16 protein-coding genes are annotated in these 17,991 nt (G+C 61.4%); 5 read left to right on the forward strand and 11 right to left on the reverse strand.

The genetic code is table 11. From position 1 onward, the window contains the following. Entirely contained in the window at positions 1-1,041 is a 1,041-nt protein-coding gene (gene trpD, locus R3E82_17565) for an anthranilate phosphoribosyltransferase (GenBank protein MEZ5552693.1), read from the forward strand. Further along, on the forward strand, positions 1,035-1,826 hold the full coding sequence (trpC, locus tag R3E82_17570) for an indole-3-glycerol phosphate synthase TrpC (protein MEZ5552694.1): 792 nt from the start codon (positions 1,035-1,037) through the stop codon (positions 1,824-1,826). Before trpD ends, trpC begins: the two co-directional genes overlap by 7 nt. Positions 1,827-1,912: 86 nt before the next feature. Here the strand turns inward: trpC and crp are convergent, their stop codons facing one another. After that, a complete protein-coding gene (crp, locus tag R3E82_17575) occupies positions 1,913-2,623 on the reverse strand; it encodes a cAMP-activated global transcriptional regulator CRP (protein MEZ5552695.1) in 711 nt (236 codons plus the stop codon). Between the two features lie 172 nt (positions 2,624-2,795). Here crp and R3E82_17580 point away from each other — a divergent pair, with 172 nt between their 5' ends. Beyond that, positions 2,796-3,227, forward strand: a complete 432-nt coding sequence (locus tag R3E82_17580; protein ID MEZ5552696.1) for an OsmC family protein — start codon at positions 2,796-2,798, stop codon at positions 3,225-3,227. On the opposite strand, the gene coq7 is transcribed toward R3E82_17580, so the two are convergent. Together coq7 and R3E82_17590 are read right to left on the reverse strand one after the other, a co-directional pair. Beyond that, entirely contained in the window at positions 3,215-3,841 is a 627-nt protein-coding gene (gene coq7 / locus R3E82_17585; protein MEZ5552697.1) for a 2-polyprenyl-3-methyl-6-methoxy-1,4-benzoquinone monooxygenase, read from the reverse strand. The genes R3E82_17580 and coq7 overlap by 13 nt on opposite strands. Next, entirely contained in the window at positions 3,841-4,185 is a 345-nt protein-coding gene (locus R3E82_17590; GenBank protein MEZ5552698.1) for a histidine triad nucleotide-binding protein, read from the reverse strand. The genes coq7 and R3E82_17590 overlap by 1 nt, the downstream gene beginning before the upstream one ends. Before the next feature lie 186 nt (positions 4,186-4,371). Between R3E82_17590 and R3E82_17595 the strand changes: the two genes are divergently transcribed. Further along, complete coding sequence (locus tag R3E82_17595) at positions 4,372-5,820, forward strand: AAA family ATPase (GenBank protein ID MEZ5552699.1); 1,449 nt, start codon at positions 4,372-4,374, stop codon at positions 5,818-5,820. Positions 5,821-5,967: 147 nt separating this feature from the next. Continuing rightward, a complete protein-coding gene (locus R3E82_17600; GenBank protein MEZ5552700.1) occupies positions 5,968-6,699 on the forward strand; it encodes a serine protease in 732 nt (243 codons plus the stop codon). Here the strand turns inward: R3E82_17600 and R3E82_17605 are convergent. The 8 genes from R3E82_17605 to purH form a co-directional block, all read right to left on the reverse strand. Continuing rightward, complete coding sequence (locus R3E82_17605; protein MEZ5552701.1) at positions 6,650-7,378, reverse strand: phosphatase PAP2 family protein; 729 nt, start codon at positions 7,376-7,378, stop codon at positions 6,650-6,652. The two genes, R3E82_17600 and R3E82_17605, sit on opposite strands and share 50 nt — an antisense overlap. 4 nt (positions 7,379-7,382) lie before the next feature. Next, positions 7,383-9,317, reverse strand: coding sequence for an LTA synthase family protein (locus tag R3E82_17610; protein MEZ5552702.1), 1,935 nt, complete (start codon positions 9,315-9,317; stop codon positions 7,383-7,385). Between the two features lie 177 nt (positions 9,318-9,494). Next, entirely contained in the window at positions 9,495-12,125 is a 2,631-nt protein-coding gene (locus tag R3E82_17615) for a TonB-dependent receptor (protein ID MEZ5552703.1), read from the reverse strand. Further along, positions 12,094-13,128 carry a FecR family protein gene (locus tag R3E82_17620; GenBank protein MEZ5552704.1) on the reverse strand — a complete coding sequence of 345 codons (1,035 nt, stop codon included), beginning with the start codon at positions 13,126-13,128 and terminating at the stop codon, positions 12,094-12,096. The genes R3E82_17615 and R3E82_17620 overlap by 32 nt, the downstream gene beginning before the upstream one ends. Then, positions 13,125-13,721 (reverse strand): RNA polymerase sigma factor, encoded by a 597-nt coding sequence (locus tag R3E82_17625; GenBank protein ID MEZ5552705.1) that lies wholly within the window; start codon positions 13,719-13,721, stop codon positions 13,125-13,127. The genes R3E82_17620 and R3E82_17625 overlap by 4 nt, the downstream gene beginning before the upstream one ends. Positions 13,722-13,861: 140 nt before the next feature. Next, entirely contained in the window at positions 13,862-14,836 is a 975-nt protein-coding gene (locus R3E82_17630) for a cyclic nucleotide-binding domain-containing protein (protein MEZ5552706.1), read from the reverse strand. 174 nt (positions 14,837-15,010) lie between these two features. Continuing rightward, on the reverse strand, positions 15,011-16,303 hold the full coding sequence (gene purD / locus R3E82_17635) for a phosphoribosylamine--glycine ligase (protein ID MEZ5552707.1): 1,293 nt from the start codon (positions 16,301-16,303) through the stop codon (positions 15,011-15,013). A gap of 43 nt (positions 16,304-16,346) precedes the next feature. After that, the gene (gene purH / locus R3E82_17640; GenBank protein ID MEZ5552708.1) at positions 16,347-17,912 is read right to left on the reverse strand and encodes a bifunctional phosphoribosylaminoimidazolecarboxamide formyltransferase/IMP cyclohydrolase; all 1,566 of its coding nucleotides are present in this window, start codon (positions 17,910-17,912) and stop codon (positions 16,347-16,349) included. Positions 17,913-17,991: the final 79 nt, after the last annotated feature.

The raw sequence follows: 17,991 nt of genomic DNA on the forward strand, positions 1-17,991 counted from the left end.
ATGGATACTCAATCCACCACGGCCATACAGTCCGCCCTGGCACAACTCGCCGAGGGACAGGATCTCAGCCAGGAGCAGACACAGGCGGCATTCCGCGAGGTGATGTCAGGCAGGGCCACCGCCGCCCAGATCGGCGGACTGCTGATGGCCCTGCGGGTGAAGGGGGAAACTCCCGCCGAGATTGCCGGGGCGGCCCAGACCATGCGCGAGCTGTCACTGCGGGTGGCAGTCGAGGTGCCCTACCTTGTCGATACCTGCGGCACGGGCGGCAGCGGCGCCAAGCTCTTCAATATCTCCACGGCGGCCGCCTTTGTCGCCGCCGCGGCAGGGGCAAAGGTAGCCAAACATGGTAATCGCAGGATGACGAGTGTGAGCGGCAGTGCAGACGTGCTGGAAGCGGCCGGAGTCAATCTGGCCCTGCAGCCGGAGCAGATCGCGCACTGCATCCGTGAAGTCGGCGTCGGTTTCATGTTCGCCCAGGCACATCACAGCGCCATGCGCTTTGCTGCACCCGTGCGCCAGGAACTGAAAGTCCGAACGCTGATGAACGTGCTGGGCCCCCTCACCAATCCCGCTGGTGCAAAGTGCCAGGTGATCGGCGTGTTCAGTCCGCAATGGCAGACCAGGCTCGCCGAAGTACTGAAACTGCTGGGTTCCGAACACGTGCTCATCGTGCACAGCAACGGGCTCGACGAGATTACCCTGAGTCATCCCAGTCGGGTAGTGGAACTCAAGGCGGGCGTGATCAGCGACTATGAGATCAGCCCGGCAGACTTTTCGATCACATCAACGTCTCATGACGGTCTCTGTGCCGACACGCCTGAAGCGAGTCTCGCACTGCTCAGGCAGTCACTGAACGAGCCAGACTCCCCTGCGGCGGATATCGTCAGTCTCAACGCCGGCGCGGCCATCTACGCCGCCGGTGTCGCCACCAGTCTCGGTAACGGTGTGCTCATGGCTCAGGATGCCATCTCGACCGGACTTGCCAGCGAGCGGCTGCAGGAACTGGTGCGCATCACCCGACTCATGGGTGAATCGTGAGCGGAACCATTCTCGATCAGATCATCGAACACAAACGCACCGAGGTCGCTGATCGCAAACAGCGCCGGTCGGCCACCGAATTACTCGCGGCTGGATTCCCATCCACACCGACACCCTTTACCGGTGCCCTGAAAAATGCGATTTCCCGGGGCGGATCTGCCGTCATCGCTGAAGTGAAAAAGGCGTCCCCGAGCAGAGGTGTGATCCGCGCCGATTTCGATCCTGTGGAGATTGCCCGCAGTTACTTCGCAGGCGGCGCCAGTGCACTTTCGGTATTGACCGATGAGCGGTTCTTTCAGGGACAGGATGATTATCTGCAGGCGGTGAAGGCGACGGTGCCGCTGCCTGTGCTGCGCAAGGATTTCATGATCGATGAGTATCAGATCATCGAATCACGCGCGCTCGGTGCGGACTGCGTGCTGCTCATCGTCGCCGCACTCGATGCCGGTACACTCGGTGATTTCTACCGTTGCGCGCGGCAACTCGATCTGGACGTACTGATCGAGGTACACGATCGCGATGAGCTTGAAATCGCATTGACACTGAACGCGCCGATGATCGGTATCAACAACCGCAATCTGAAAACCTTCGAAACCCGCCTGGAGACCACCTGGGATCTGCTCGATGCAGTTCCCGCCGGCACTCTGGTGGTCACGGAGAGCGGCATTCACACACCGGATAACGTGACCGCCATGCGTGAACGCGGCGTGCACGCCTTTCTGGTCGGGGAAGCCTTCATGCGCGCCGGGGATCCCGGCACCGCACTGAGAAACCTCTTCGGCTGAATGATGTGCGGGCCCCGCGGGGCGGCCCATTCATCATTTACGCTCACTGCACCCGGGCGGTCCTTCGCCCCGGAGTCGGACAGACCTCAGCGGGTTCCGTACACCACCATGGTCTTGCCCTTCACCGAGACCAGTCCCTGGTCTACCAGTGTCTTCAGCACCCGACCCACCATTTCCCGTGAGCAGCCCACGATGCGCCCGATTTCCTGCCGGGTGATCTTGATCTGCATACCATCGGGGTGAGTCATTGCATCGGGCTGACGGGTCAGTTCGAGCAGGGTGCGAGCCACCCGGCCGGTGACATCCAGAAACGCCAGATCGCTCACCTTCTGGGTGGTGCGCGAAAGACGCTCGGCCATCTGCCGGCCTACCGCGTAAAGCAGATCCGTATGCTTTTCCGCAAGTTCTCTGAATTTGCTGTAGCTGAGTTCGGCAACTTCGCATTCGATCTTGGCCTTTACCCAGGCCGATCGGGGCGTGTCGTCGGTGAACAGCGGCATCTCTCCGAAAAAGTCGCCTTTATTCAGGTAGGAGACGATGATCTCGCGACCGGATTCATCTTCCACCAGAACCGTGACCGATCCTTTGAGGATGTAGTAAATGGAATCGCTCTTGTCGCCTGCGTAAATCAGCGTACTCTTCGCTGGATACTTGCGACGGTGAGCGGCTGCCAGAAATGCGTCCAGATGAGAATTCTCCTCCGGTGCATTGACCTGGAAACCTTTGGCGGCCAGTGGTCGTCCCGGAGTCATTCCGGTTACTGGCGAAGACTTTGGCGAACTTTTCGTAGCAAGCATTTGTAAACGCTCCTTCGTGACATCTTGCACGATTGATACTTGCACAGGGATTGCAGTCAGTGTGAGAACTGGTCGACAAACGGTACAGTTCACAGTTCGGACGGTCGCAGTTCTCTCAGAAAGACCTTAGAGAGTCACGCCAATACAAACCTATGCATCGGAATTGCCGCTCGTGTACGCAAAAATACAATGGATAGATAAGGTTCATTTCAGGGCCCGGGCGGACTCCGGTCATGACGTGCTGATGGATGGACCGGAAAGCAGTGGCGGCAGCAATCGCGGCAGCCGCCCGATGGAACTGGTGCTGATCGGGCTGGGCGGATGCGCCTCCTACGATGTCGTCACCATCCTGGAAAAATCGCGTCAGAAAATCGCCGGTTGTGTGACCGAACTCACGGCCGAGCGCGCCAGCACCATTCCCCAGGTCTTCGAAACCATCCACCTGCACTTCGTGGTGACCGGTAACGGCCTGGATCCGGAAAAGGTGGCCAGGGCAGTCTCACTGTCAGCGGACAAGTACTGCTCCGCGTCACGGATGCTCGAAAAAGGCGGGGTAAAGATCTCCCACGATTTCGAAGTCCGGGACGCTCCTCAGATCTCGTAGGTAGTCCGGGTCATGACCCGGGACGCCAGCGACATGGCATCTTTCACAGGCCGGGGAAATTCCACACCACCGGCTGCAAGTGCCGCTGCACCATGCCTGGCCTCATCGCTGTGCATCTGTTCAATGATGCGCCGGCTGCGCTCATCCTGACTCGGCAGAGATTCCAGATGGGACTCGAGGTGCCGACAGACCTGGTCTTCCGTGGCCTCCACAAAACCGAGGCTGACCCGATCCCCCATCAGCCCTGTGGCTGCCCCCAGCGCATAGGAGGCGGCATAGAACAGCGGATTGAGCACGCTGGGGCGGCTGCCGAGTTCCTCGAGACGCTCTTCGCACCAGGCCAGATGATCCGTTTCCTCCCGTGCTGCAGCCAGCAGAGCCTCCCGGGTGTGCGAATCCCTTGCAGTCAGTGCCTGACCCTCATAGAGCGCCTGAGCACAGATCTCCCCGGCGTGATTGACCCGCATCAGTCCGGCAGCGTGACGCTCTTCTTCCTCGCTGAGCGAGCCATCCCGGACATCCAGCCCCGGATTCGGTCGCTCGGCTGCTACGGCTCCGGTCAGGGTACGCAGCGCGCCGTCCACGCCGCGAATCAGATCATCGACGAATGACATCAGCCAAGTGCCTTCAACTGACGACCACCCAGCAGGTGCAGGTGGATGTGGTAGACCGTCTGGCCACCTTCAGCATTGCAGTTGAAAATCAGACGATAACCGCTTTCTGCGATGCCCTTCTCGACCGCGAGTGCTTTCGCCCGCAAAATCAGCCCACCCGGCACATCGATGTCTGCAACGGTTAAGTCGTTCACTGTTGCGAAGTGTTTTTTCGGAATAATGAGCAGGTGTGTCGGCGCCTGAGGGCTGATGTCGTTGAAAGCGATGAAACCGTCGTCTTCGAAGACGATGTCGGCAGGCAGCTCCCGATTGACGATCTTGCAGAACAGGCAATCTGTGCTCATTGACTCGAGGCTCCGTCACACTCTGGTTAGGATGCGTAGGGCAGGAACTTTACCCCAACGACTACGGGGCGCAACAGGCACGGCAGACGCGGCTGGTGCAACAACGGGCGTCCGGACTTACGGGTTCCGGCAGAAATTTCAGAGCGGATCGGGTCGCAACGGATGGCGGACACCAAAGATCTTAGCATGATCCTCGATGCGAGGATTCCCATCGTCGTCGTGGAGTCCCACGACGAACGGCGGGTGCTGGCACTGCTGCTGCGATTCGCCATGCAGCGCCAGATGGCCTTCTATGAATGGCGCGTCACCCGGGGGCTCGAGCTGGGCGGATTCGGGTCTGCTGTGGCTGACGCGGGCGAGATGGTGGATCCGGAAGCGCTGCTGAAACATATCGCGGTCAATCCGGGACCATCGCTCTATGTGCTCTGCGATTTCCATCCCTATCTCACGGATCAGCCGAAATCGATCCGCTACCTCAAGGACATTGCCCTCGATCACGATCGGCTCAACAACACGATCGTCCTGCTCAGTCACCAGTTCAGCGTACCCCAGGAACTCGGTCGGGTAACGGCCAAATTTCATCTGCATCTGCCGAGTGATGAAGAACTCATGGCCCTGGTGCGCACCCAGGCCAGGGAATGGGCGGAACAGCATCAGGGCCGCAAGGTCCGCACCGACAACCGGACCTTGAAGAAACTCATCGCCAACCTCCGCGGTGTTTCTCATGCGGACGCCCGCATGCTGGTGCGCCACGCCGTTTATGGCGACGGCGCCATCACCGAATCGGACATCCCGGAAGTCAACAAACTGAAATTCGAGCTCCTCGATTCCGAAGGGGTGCTGAGATTCGAGTACGACACCCAGACTTTTGCGGATGTCGCAGGGCTGGACAATCTCAAGGCCTGGCTGGAACTGCGCAGAGACGCTTTCCTGCACGCAGACGACGACCGGCCGCGCGGTGTGATGCTGCTCGGCGTGCAGGGTGGTGGCAAATCCCTGGCCGCAAAGGCAGTCGCCGGGTTCTGGGGGATTCCGCTGCTGCGCCTGGACTTCGGCACGCTCTACAACAAGTTCTTCGGCGAGACAGAGCGCAACCTGCGCAACTCCCTCAAACAGGCAGAACTGATGGCGCCCTGTGTGCTGTGGATGGACGAAATCGAAAAGGGCATAGCCACCGGTCAGTCCGACAACGCAACCTCGAAACGGGTGCTGAGCACGCTGCTGACGTGGATGGCGGAGAACAACAAACCGGTGTTCATCGTCGCCACCGCCAACGACATCAGCGATCTGCCGCCTGAACTGGTGCGTAAGGGACGGATGGACGAAGTGTTTTTCGTCGACCTGCCGGAGTCTGACATTCGCGAGGAAGTCTTCCGCATCCACCTGGGCAAACGCGGACTCGATCCGGCGGATTTCGATCTGATCGAACTCGCCGCAGAAGCCGAAGGCTTTACCGGCGCCGAAATCGAAGAAGCCATCGTATCCGCCCGCTATCTGGCGAGCTCAAAACGGGACAAAGTGACCCAGGCCGATGTGGTGGCCGCCCTGAATCGCACCTATCCGATCTCGGTAATGCGCGCGGAGAGCATTGCCAGTCTGAGGCAGTGGGCCAACGGGCGTACGGTCAGGGCCTGAGTGCTGAATCCGGCAGCAGACCGGGCAATTGGACGCAGCCACCGCCGGTAGCCCAGAATGCGCGGTTATGGCGAAGCAACCGCGAATACTCCGGGGCCTGACCGACTGCAGCGCGGCCCTCTCTCGTTCCCGATCGGCCGTCACGACATGATCGAATCGCTGCTGCTCTCCACGGCGCGCATTCTGACCTTCGACGGTCAGAAAGGGCTGACCAATGCGAGCGGGTTCTTCTTCGCGCGCGACGATCGGCTGTTTCTCGTCACCAGTCGTCATGTGGTCATCGATGAGGCAAGTGGACACAATCCCGACCGCCTGGAGATCGAACTGCATATCGACCCGAAGAACATCGCACACGCGACCGGCTTTTCCATTCCCCTGTACCAGGGCGGTCGCAGTGTCTGGCGCCAGGCCACCGATGCGGCTGGCGAGGTCGACGTCGCAGTCGTGGAAATTCACCGCCCTGCACTGCCTGCAACAGCCTATTTCCGCGCTTTCACGCCGGCTCATCTGCAGGATCCAGCGGACCAGGTGGAGGTCGGTACCTCTCTGCTCGTGGTGGGTTTCCCCCTTGGCTTCCACGACGCCCTGCACCGTACCGCGGTAGTCCGCCAGGCGGTGGTGGCCTCCTCTTTCGGGCTGCGCTTCCAGGGTGAAGGCTACTTTCTCACCGATGCCCGCACCCACAGAGGCACCAGCGGGGCGCCTGTGGTGATGCGCGCCCGGGTAGAGAATCCGGCGCTCGGCGATCTGCAGTGGGTCCTGCTCGGCGTCCACTCAGCACGCCTGGATGTGGGTACCCGGGATCTCGAACTCGACGAAGCACTGGGACTCAACTGCGCCTGGTACTCGGACATCCTGCTGACGCTGACTGAGCACTAGGGCGATCGTCGAGCAGCCACCTCGCCAGCAGCCCGGCTACCAGCCAGCAGCACAGCGCAGACCACAGATCGTGTGAGAGGAAGTGCGCGCCGCGCAACTGCTGAGCCATTCCGAACACGCCACCCAGTATCAGGGGCACAAGCAGCATCGGCACACGACAGGAAGGCGCATAACGGCTGGCAAGAAAATACAGACCGAGCAGACAGAATCCAGCACCTGCGTGCCCCGCCGGAAAACAGTGGCCGGCTACACTGTCCCCGGCAGCGGACTGCGACAGGTCGCCACCATAGCGCGCCAGACTCCAGGGACAGGCATCCGCACTCACCGACTTCCAGGCGGCTATCAGCAGCGTACTCAGCGACATCGAAGCGAGCAGGTAGCCGAGCGGCCTGCGCAATGATCCGAAGCGTGTGCTGCACAGCGTCAGCAGCCACAGGCTCAGCACGGCAACACCGAAGCCGACGACCAGCCAGCGTCCGCCACGATGCAGTCCGAGATCGAGCAGCGGATTCTCCCGCAGCGACCAGGCGCCGCCTTCGAGTCTATAGAGCAGGTCAGCCATCTGCCGATCGAGATCGAAAACCCTGACCGCTGCCAGCGTCAGACCGAAGGCGCAGAGAAGTCGCAGCTGATGGCCGCTGTTCTGCCGGCAGATCAATTGCAGTCCATGCGGTTTCAATCCGTCAACCGCTGTGCAGCGCTGGAAGTTGCCGACGCTCCCAGTCGTTGAGCCGGTGTTCGTATATCCAGGCCGCGGCCTGGTAATAGCTCTGGGCCTTGAGGATGTACGGCGAGTTCTGCGCGACTTCGAGCGTCACTGCCTCGGGAGAGGCATAGTCATACTGCTCCACTCTCCGGCGTGGTTCGAGAATGGTCATCTGTTGGTCTTCCAGCAGCCCGAGGTACTGATAGTTGCCGATGAGCGCCCGGGCGGACGGCGAGCCCTGCAGCAGATCGTCACCGAAGGCACTGGAGTCGTAATCCATGTGCATCAGCCCGAGAAGCGTGGGCGCGACATCGATCTGACTCGCCAGGCGCTGATAATCCTCCGCCACCACATGCCCGGGTGCGTAGACCCACATCGGGATGTGGTAACGCTCGACGGGCAGGGATTCCTTGCCCGCGCTGCCGGCGCAATGATCCGCCACGATGACGAACAGCGTGTTGTCGAACCAGGCGTGATGACGCGCCTGTGTGAGGAATTGCCCGATCGCGAAATCGGTGTACATCACGGCACCCTGCCTGCCGGTTCCGGAAGGGATGGGAATACGACCCTCGGGATAGGTGTAGGGCCGGTGATTCGAGGTCGTCATCAGATGAAAAAAGAACGGCCTGCCCGCCGCCTGATCGGCGTCCGCCACAGACAGCGCGAAGGAATACAGGTCTTCGTCCGCCATACCCCAGGCGTTGCTGAAGCTGATCGCATCGTCCGGAACGGAAGACTGGTCTGAAACCTCGTAACCATTACCGGCAAAAAAAGCGTTCATGTTGTCGAAGTAGCCCCGGCCACCATAGATAAAGCGCGAGTCGTAGCCTTTTTCCCTGAGCACATTGCCCAGCGACCAGAAGCCGCTTTCCCGGCCGAGGCGTTTGACGATGGAACGCCCCGGTGTCGGTGGCATCGACAGAGTCACGGCCTCCAGTCCCCGTGTGGTTCGGGTGCCGGTGGCATACAGATTCGAGAAAAACAGGCTTTTCCCGGTCAGCCGGTCCAGATTCGGCGTGATGTCCGCATGCTCCCCGAACCGGGTCAGATAAGAGGCGCTGAGACTCTCCACCATGATGAGCACAACATTGAACCGCCGCTCCGCACCGGGGTTGTCGATGTGGCGATAGACACCCTGGGGATCCGGATCGAACAGCACCGCATTCGCTGCATCGAGCCGGTGTCTCAGTTCGGTTGAGACCGCCGACCCGTCCGCGGTGAGATAGAGCTGGTCGTAGTCGAGTTCATTGTTGCGGAAGGCGGCGAAAAACTGGAACGGCCCGGAAGAAGCCAGTTCACGGCTGTAGGCATTGTGGAACTGCTCCCGGGGTGCCTGGTCGAGGAGGATGCAGGCAAGCAGCGCGAGTGCCAGAAGCGTAAAAAAGTAGCGGGTCCTCACAGGGAAAGGCTGGCTGCAGACAATGGCCGCGGACAGGCGGCGCCGGACACCGAAGCTGATGGCGAGACTCAGCACCAGAACACCCGACAGCAGCCAGGCGACCGGATAGGATTCCCAGATGTTTTCCGTGACCTCCTGCCGGTAGACAAGATAGTCGACGGCGATGAAATTGAACCGGGTCTGAAACTCTTTCCAGAACAGCCACTCGGCCACGCTGACAAAGCCCAGGGTGTAAATGCAACAGAAGAACGCTCCATGCACGAGTCTGGCGCACAGCCGTGTAGACCACAGCCCTTCGGGAATCAGCCAAAGAATCAGCGCACAGGGTAGACTCGCCAGAAGCAGAAACCCACAGTCGTAGAGTAACCCCGCAGCCAGCACTGCCGGCAGTGCGTCCGCACTGACTCCCTCCGAGCCGGGCAGCTGTGCCCAGAGACCGAGCCGGACAATCGTTGCCAGAAGCAGGTAAACGCCCGCCACCACCAGCATGATGGTGAACCGCCCTGGAACCATTGTCCGACCGCGGAAGCGGCGCGCTATGAAATACGCAGCGCCAGACATCGCATGCAGCCTCAATGTTCAGATCAGTCTTAGAGGCGGCGCTGCCGAAAAAACAATCTGCCCGATCCGCGCATCAACTCGAAGACACCCACCAGGATCAGCCGGTGGCAGTGTCCTCGGCTCTGCACCTCAGTCGAACGTCCAGCGCACGCCGATTGAAGGCACCAGTGGCAGCAGGGTCACAGGCTCGGATATCACCCGATAGTCGTCGCTGTCTTCGATCTCTTCAAGGCTGTATTCGTACGCTCCCACATTCTCGTGATTGAGCAGGTTGGTGATTTCAGCGAACAGCGTCAGGGTCTGCCGCGGCCAGTGCCAGGATCGGGCGATCCGCACATCGACGGACAGATAGTCCGGCAGCCGTGAGCTGTTGCGTTCGAGGGCGAGGAGATTGTCCGCATCGATCAGATCCGGCAGCCGGGTGGTCTGCCAGCCCGAGTGCCAGAGCACGGCGGCGGAAAACGCCCATTGCCTCGCTTGCCAGAGGAAACCGCTGGAGATGGCATGGGTCTGGTCCCAGCCGCGGCGCTGCCAGTCCCCATCAATACGATCCTCCGCCCGGGAGCGCGTGTAACTGAGCCAGCTGCGGAATGCATCGTTCGGCTGATAACGCAGAGTGGCTTCCAGACCACGCACCTGTGCTTCTTCCGGCTCGACAGCCACCCGGTCCGAAGCCAGCTCCGGCATCAGCACCAGTGCATTGAACAGGTTTTCGTAGCGCCGTTTCGGATCTCTGATGCGCTTGTAGAACCCTTCCACGCGCGCGCTCACTCCGCTGTTCGCGAAGCGGTGGCTCACGCCCAGGATGTAGTGATCCGAATACTGGGGCAGCTGGAAGTGCTCGACACCGTCCGCCGCCTGCAGCTCATGAATCTGTTCCGCCTGGTGGAAGCGGCCCGCCGACGCCCGCAGCTGGGTGTCATCGCCGAGATCGATGAGTGCGGAGAAGCGCGGACTGAACTGCTGCTCGAAGTCATCACCAAAATCCTGAAAATCCCAGCGCACGCCCAGTTCCAGCGCGAGCCAGTCCGCAGGCAGGATTCGCACCGACCCGTAAGCGTCGCCGCTTGCTCCATCGGGATCCACCCGCACCCGTCGTGTCTCCTCCTCCGTCAGCCCCGTCAGCTCGGCAAGCTCACCCCGGATGATCTGGGCCCGGGTATCGTACCTGCCACTCTGATAAGCGTACTCGGCACCAAATTCGAAACCGAGCTGATCCGAGTAACGCCACTGCTGGCGATGGCCGATGTTCCACAGATCGAAGGATCGATCGTCATCGAGGGTGCTCGATCCTTCCTCGGGGTCTTCATCTACGATGAATCCTTTGCGTTTGTGCCGGATGTCACCGTAGGAGATCACCGTGCTCGAAAAAGTTCTGGGACCCCACTGATGGTGGAGCTGGGTCCAGACATAGGCGTTCTTGTAACGGGATTCCGCCTGCTCACCTTCCACGCCCAGTTCGCTGCCGGGGAGATCGTCCAGTTCCTGGAGCAGCACGTCATCGTTGTAGACGATGAAGCCTGCTTCCACTTCGGTAAGTGGCGCAAGTTCATAGGCGAAGCTGCCGAAGAGATCCGAATAGGTCGGGTCCCCCACCTGCTTGTTTACCAGATCCACCACCAGATCCAGATTGCCGCGACGCGCGGATGCCGACCAGCGACCCCGACCCTCATCCACCACTCCCACGGCGGAAGCCGAGGCAGTGAGAAAGCTCAGCATCAGTTCAGCGCCGAATCGATCGATGTCGTCCGCCGCTTCGATGTCCAGCACCGCACTCATGCGGTCACCATAGCGCGCCGGAAAACCACCGGTATAGACGTCGACAGATTTCACCAGACTCGGATTGAAGCCGGAGAAGACGCTCTGGAAGTCCCGCAGATGAAACGGCTCGAGCAGCTCGACGCCGTTGAAAAGCACCAGGGTTTCATCCCGCAGGCCGCCCCGGAAATGGGGTGCTGCGGACAGTCCGATGGTTGCGGCTCCGGGCAGATGGTTGGCGACACGCAGTGCGTCGTCGCCGATCTCCGGTACCGCATCGAGTTCATAGGCGTCGATGGTGTGGACACTGCCACCGTGGCTGCCCCGCAACGCATAGCGACTGGAAACAACGATGATTTCCTCGATCTCCGGGCGCGGATCAAGGGGAATTTCCAGCAGGGCGTCCAGGGAGGGGGCTGCTTCGATCTGTCTGCTCTGATAGCCGTCGCGACTGACATGCACAGCCTGAGCCGGCCGCGCTCGAACACCAGAGGCTGGAAACCTGAATCGGCCCTGGGCATCCGTATAGAGCACGAGGCCGCCGATCTCCACACGGACACCGGCCACGGGTTCGCCGGATTGCGCATCCAGCACTCTGCCTTCCACCGACGCCGGTGGCGGCGCGCCCCTTTCCCGGGTATCGATGGGGACAATCAGCCAGCTCTGCCCTGTACCCCGCTCGAGGGTGAGATCCAGTGCTCTGAGTCCCCGACGCAGATCGTCCAGGGAAAACGGACGGCGGTCCGGGACATCAATCAGCGTGTCCGGCCGAATCAGATCGCTGGAGTAAACGAACACTTCGCCGGACGCTTCGAGCGCAGTGATGACATCGGCCAGAGGAAGGCCGTCGACCGGATGCCCGTCGTCCCGACTATGGTCGGGGCCTGACGGGGCCTGAGCGGCAGCCAGGGACAATCCCGGCAGCAGCGCTACCGCAATCAGCCATCCGATTGCCCGCAGGCGGAGTTCCCTAACCCGCAGAGAACCCCACGACAAGCTCATGCACTGCATCCTTTTTGAGCTGGAATCGTGTTGTACGGAGTATCTGCTCCACGTTGGTGTCGGCTTCGCCTTTGCCGAAAAATTCCTGCAATCCTGCCTGCTGCCGCACCAGTTCACTTTCAAATACCAGGCGTTGACCGGTCTCCCGTGCGACCCAGTCGAGGTACTCAGCCACACTGCGTCCTCCCAGGCTGAACAGCGGGCGCGCACTCTGGGTCCACTGCCAGTGGGGGTCGGTGGGCGCGATCGATGTCCGATCCGCCAGAGTCATCCCATCCAGTGCGATCATTTCACCCATGCCCTCGCGGACTCCGGCACGGATCAGCTCACTGCTGGTGGAGACTTCCACATCCCCTTCACGCACTGCGATCGTCAGCCGCTCACCGTCCAGGGAGACTTCGAATTGAGTCCCTATGTCTCTGATCGAGGCATTCGGTGTCGTCACCTGCAGCGATCCTGCGCCAGCAGCATCCACATAGATCCGACCACGATGCAGCCAGACTTCTCTGCCACTGTGGAAGGTAGCACTGCTGAGCTGATCGATCCGCACTGTCACCCCATCACTCAGTTCGAGCAGCACTCGACCCTGGGTCGACGTCTGGACGATGGTGCCGGGTGCGATCCACTCCGCATCCGGTTTGCTGGCACTTCCGCGCACCGTATAGCCGCCGGACGCGAATGCAATGCGTGCCGCTGCAGCGTCATGCCCGCCGATTCCTGCGCCCGCGAAGTAGTAGGCCACAACCACCGCGAACAGCACAGAAGCGGCCACGGCAAAGGCCGGCACCCGAGGCAGCATTGCGCTGACGCGGAATCGATCCCGGCCCGGGTCAGGCAGCGCATCCACAGCGTCCAGTACCGCCGCCCGTACTCTGCGCTCCATCTCTTCAGGGGGCTGGGGTCTCGGGCCGGACGCCGCGAGAAGACGGCGGATGTCTTCGTCCCGCCCTTCGAGTGATGTCCCGGCCGGGATCCCGGGTCCGGTTCGCGTATGCCGACTCATGCTGTTCCTCCAGCAGCTGAAGCGCCAACTTCCAGCTGCACTTCCCTGAACCCGGTGCGGAATGCCGTACGCGCTCTTGCCAGCAACGACTGGGCAGCGACCACCCCGGTATCCAGACGACGGGCGATTTCCTCAACGGTCATTCCTTCCAGATACTTCCACTCGAGTGCGCGGCTGTACTGATCGGGCAGATAATCCAGGGTCAGTTGGACGATCTGGGTGATCATCATCCGCTCAGCCGGATTGTCGTTCTCAAGGCTCAGACTTTCGAGGACAGCCCGCACCTGGGGATCATCGTCCAGACTTACCAGCGGTGCCTGTTTGCGCTCGTGGTACCGATAGTAGTCGCTGATCTGATTCCGGGCGATCTGACACAGCCAGGTGAAGAGGGCGGCCTCCCCCCGGTAGCCTTCGAGATGTCGAATTGCTTTGATCAGGGTTTCCTGCACCAGATCCTCACAGACACTGTCCTGTGGTGCACGCAGGGCGACGAATCGATACAGACGCGGGAAATAGCTGTTGAAGAATTCCTCAGCAGCTCTCCGGTCCTTGCGGACGACGCGCTTCGCGAGTCTGAGATCTTCGTCGTGCACTGACGCTCACCGATCTTCGATACCCCATATAGACCGCCGGGATCCTCCGGATCAATCGTGTGAACCTGAAAATGCCGATTCCGGACGGTAAAAAACGCCCGCAGACCGCTGCCGGCCAGCAAACTACTTTCCGGTAGCGGTCAGCCCTGACGGGCGCGGATGCCCCGCTGCCGCAACAGAAACAGCGCCAGCGCCACGAGGCCCGGATCATCGCCCTGGAGCAGATAGCTGCCGCAGGGATCCAGACTCTCGAGACGTTCACGCAGGCCGGTGGCGACATCGATCCGCACCAGGCTGCTGGCGATGTTGGAGTACCGCGAGGAATCCGGCTGCCCCTGGGGCAGTTTCGCAGCAGCACTTTCGGCGTCCATGGCGCTGAGCAGGAAGCGCTGAAAGTCTGCCGCATCGAGTCGCATCACCCGGATTCTGTCGAGGGCGGTCACCGTAGCATTGCGGGGCCGCCCGGAGAGCAGAGCATCCTCGCCGAAGAAATCCCCGGGGCCGAGGCGCCTGAGCAGCCGCGCGCAGGCCCCTTCCCGGCGATGGATGACTGCACGGCCGGCGGCGAGGATGTAGCAGTGCGGGGCTGCGGATTCCGCGCTCGCCGCACGCGCTACGGTCACAGGCCGCACCGGCATACCTTCCACCACCACATCTGCACCGGCCTCGTACACCCTGGGTTCGAGAACACGCAGCAGACTCTGCCAGCAGGACATGGGCAGCGACGCCATCATGTGCGAGCGCAGGAAGCGCAGCTGCCAGTGATCGCCCGCTTCATCCACAGAGCCACAGCCCGGCAGCCGGCTTTCGAGCAGAAATTCCAGCTCGCTGGAACCGATGCGCAGCATTTCCACGTCTGTGAGTGTGAATATTCCCGCATGGCCGGGAAACAGAGGCGCGCGAGCTTCCGTGCGCGAGGCACGCACCACCCGTTCGGGTGACAGGGTGCGCACTTTGCCGCTGAGCAGGAAATGATGGTGATTCAGCGAGCGCCCGGGGCGCAGCAGCCAGCGGCCGGCGGGAAATCGCACACGACTGCACAGCCTGCTTATGGTGCTGAGCAGAGCGTTATCCAGATCCGCAAAGGTATCGAAGCGACGCAGCAGTTCGTGCATGCACGAAAGCTAACGCGACGAAAAAACCGCCACCGTGAGAGATCTGCGACAGCGCGTGTGCGCCTCAGACTCCGCACTGTGCCAGGCGGGCACCCCTGCGCCGGTCTCAAGGCTGTGTGGAATCCGGTTCAGCTGCGGGAAGCTCCGAGGCATCGAAACCTGATCAGAGATGCCCTAAAGCAGCGCCTTCTCCCGGGCGAGCGCCCGGTGCCCGATATCGCGACGGAAGTAGTGATTGCGCCAGCTTATCCGGCTCACCCCTGCATAGGCTCTGGCCTGGGCTTCCTGTACCGATTCACCGAGACCGACGACACAGAGGACGCGTCCACCGTTGGTGACGACCCGGCCATTCTGGAGAACTGTGCCGGCATGAAACGCTTTGATGTCCGGATCCGACACATCATCGAGACCATCGATAGGATCGCCTTTCTCGTAGTGATCCGGATAGCCACCCGCCGCCATCACCACACCCAGCGCGACCCTGGGATCCCACTCGAGCTCCACTCCGGCGAGATTTCCCGACAGTGCAAGCCGGCACAGTTCAACCAGGTCCGATCGCAGCCGCATCATCACCGGCTGGGCCTCGGGATCACCGAAGCGGCAGTTGAATTCGATGACCCTGGGCGTGCCATCTGCCGCGATCATCAACCCGGCATAGAGAAAGCCCACATAGGGCGACCCGTCCTCGCGCATCCCTGCAATGGTCGGCTCGATCACTTCACGCATGATGCGTTCGTGGATTTGCGGGGTAACCACCGGCGCGGGTGAATAAGCCCCCATGCCTCCCGTGTTCGGGCCCAGATCGCCATCATCCCGAGCCTTGTGATCCTGGGAACTCGCGAACGGCACCGCGTTGTGCCCGTCACACAGACAGATGAAACTGGCCTCTTCACCTTCCAGAAACTCCTCAACCACCACCCGGCGACCAGCCTCACCAAAGGCGCCTCCGGTGAGCATGTCGGCCAGCGCCTGCTGAGCTTCCGCCATCGTGCGCGCCACGACCACCCCTTTACCCGCGGCCAGCCCATCCGCTTTGATGACGATAGGCACACCCTTGCCGGAAACATAGGCGCGCGCTTCATCCAGTGTGGTGAAAGTTCTGTACTCAGCCGTGGGGATTTGATGACGGGCCAGAAAATCCTTGCTGAAAGCTTTGGATCCCTCGAGCCGGGCGGCCGCACGGCCGGGGCCAAAACAGGCCAGTCCACGCTCGCTGAAATAGTCGCAGGCGCCAGCTACCAGGGGGGCTTCCGGTCCGACAATGGTCAGATCCACACCCTTTTCCCGCACAAAGCCGACCAGCGCTGCGAAATCCAGCGGATCGATGGCGACATTTTCACAACCCGCCTCTGCCGCGGTACCGGCATTACCGGGTGCGACGAAAACCCTGTCGACAGACGTTGATTGAGCCGCCTTCCAGGCCAGCGCGTGTTCCCGCCCGCCGCTACCGATCACCAGAATCTTCATCAATCGACCTCGAACAGTGGGAGTGAATGCACGCTCGCCCGCTTCAGTGCCGGAAGTGGCGCACACCGGTGAACACCATTGCCATGCCATGCTCGTCCGCCGCGGCGATCACTTCCTCATCGCGCACGGATCCGCCCGGCTGAATCACGGCGGTAATTCCCGCCTGGGCCGCCGCATCGATCCCGTCCCGGAAGGGAAAGAAAGCATCCGATGCCATCACCGAGCCTGGCACGGTGAGTCCTTCTTCCGCCGCCTTCAGACCGGCGATCTTCGCGCTCACGACCCGACTCATCTGGCCCGCTCCCACACCAATGGTCTGACGGTCCCGGGCGTAGACGATGGCGTTGGACTTGACGAACCAGGCAACCTTCCAGGCAAACGCCAGATCTACCAGTTCGGCCGCGGTGGGCGTCCGCTCGCTGACGACCTTGAGTCCCGCTTCCTGCCAGCACAACTCATCCGCAGACTGCACGAGTATTCCGCCACCCACCCGCCTGATGTCCAGGCCGCGACCACCACGTTCGAGGCTGCCTGTGCACAGCAGCCGAACGTTTTTCTTGCGTGCGGCAACGGCTGCCGCATCCGCCGTGATTTCCGGTGCGAGTACCACTTCAACGAACTGACGATCGAGAATCCCATTCAGCGTATCCGCATCCAGCGCTCTGTTGAACGCAACGATGCCGCCGAAGGCAGAGGTCGGGTCGGTCGCAAATGCGCGCTCATAGGCTTCACCGATGTCCGCACCTTCCGCCACCCCGCAGGGATTGGCGTGTTTTACGATCACACAGGCTGGTTCATCGAAAGCCTTCACACATTCCAGCGCCGCATCCGCATCCGCCACGTTGTTGAATGACAGGGCCTTACCCTGCAGCTGCTCGGCGGCGGCTACCGTGCCGGGACGAACCCGGGGCTCCACGTAAAAAGCCGCCGCCTGATGGGGGTTTTCGCCGTAACGCATGTCGTCGCGCTTGTCCGCTGTGAACGTGAAGGACTCCGCAAACAGCACGCCTGCCCCTTCCGCCTCCTGCGCTGCAAACCAGCCCGCGACCATCGCGTCGTAGCGGGCCGTATGCCGGAAGGCCTTCGCCGCAAACGCCCGGCGCATTGCCAGGGAGGTCGATCCTGATTTGAGGGCAGCTACCACGGCCTGGTAGTCGGACGGATCCACCACCACCAGCACATCAGCATGGTTCTTGGCCGCGGAACGCAGCATCGCAGGGCCACCGATGTCGATGTTTTCAATGGCGAGTTCCCGGGTGCAGTCCGCTCGCGCCACGGTTTCGGCAAAGGGATAGAGATTCACGATCACCAGATCGATGGGGGCAATGCCATGGGCCTCCATCACCTGCGCATCCTGAATCCGGCGACCGAGAATTCCGCCGTGTATCTTCGGATGAAGGGTTTTCACCCGGCCATCCATCATCTCCGGAAATCCTGTGTGCTCGGCGACTTCCCGGACCGGGATACCCGCAGATTTCAGCGCCGCGAAGGTGCCGCCGGTAGACAGGAGCTCCACACCAGTCTCCACCAGCGCGCGGCCGATCTGTTCGATACCCGTCTTGTCCGAGACACTCAGCAGAGCCCGTCTTACCGTTGCCTGCTTGTCCAGATTGGTGTCCAGAGTCGTTACCCCTTATCTGTCGGATTGTGTATGCGGTCCATCAACCAGGCCCGGCAGCGAAGGGACC

This window comes from Pseudomonadales bacterium, assembly GCA_041395945.1.
Taxonomy (GTDB): domain Bacteria; phylum Pseudomonadota; class Gammaproteobacteria; order Pseudomonadales; family Azotimanducaceae; genus SZUA-309.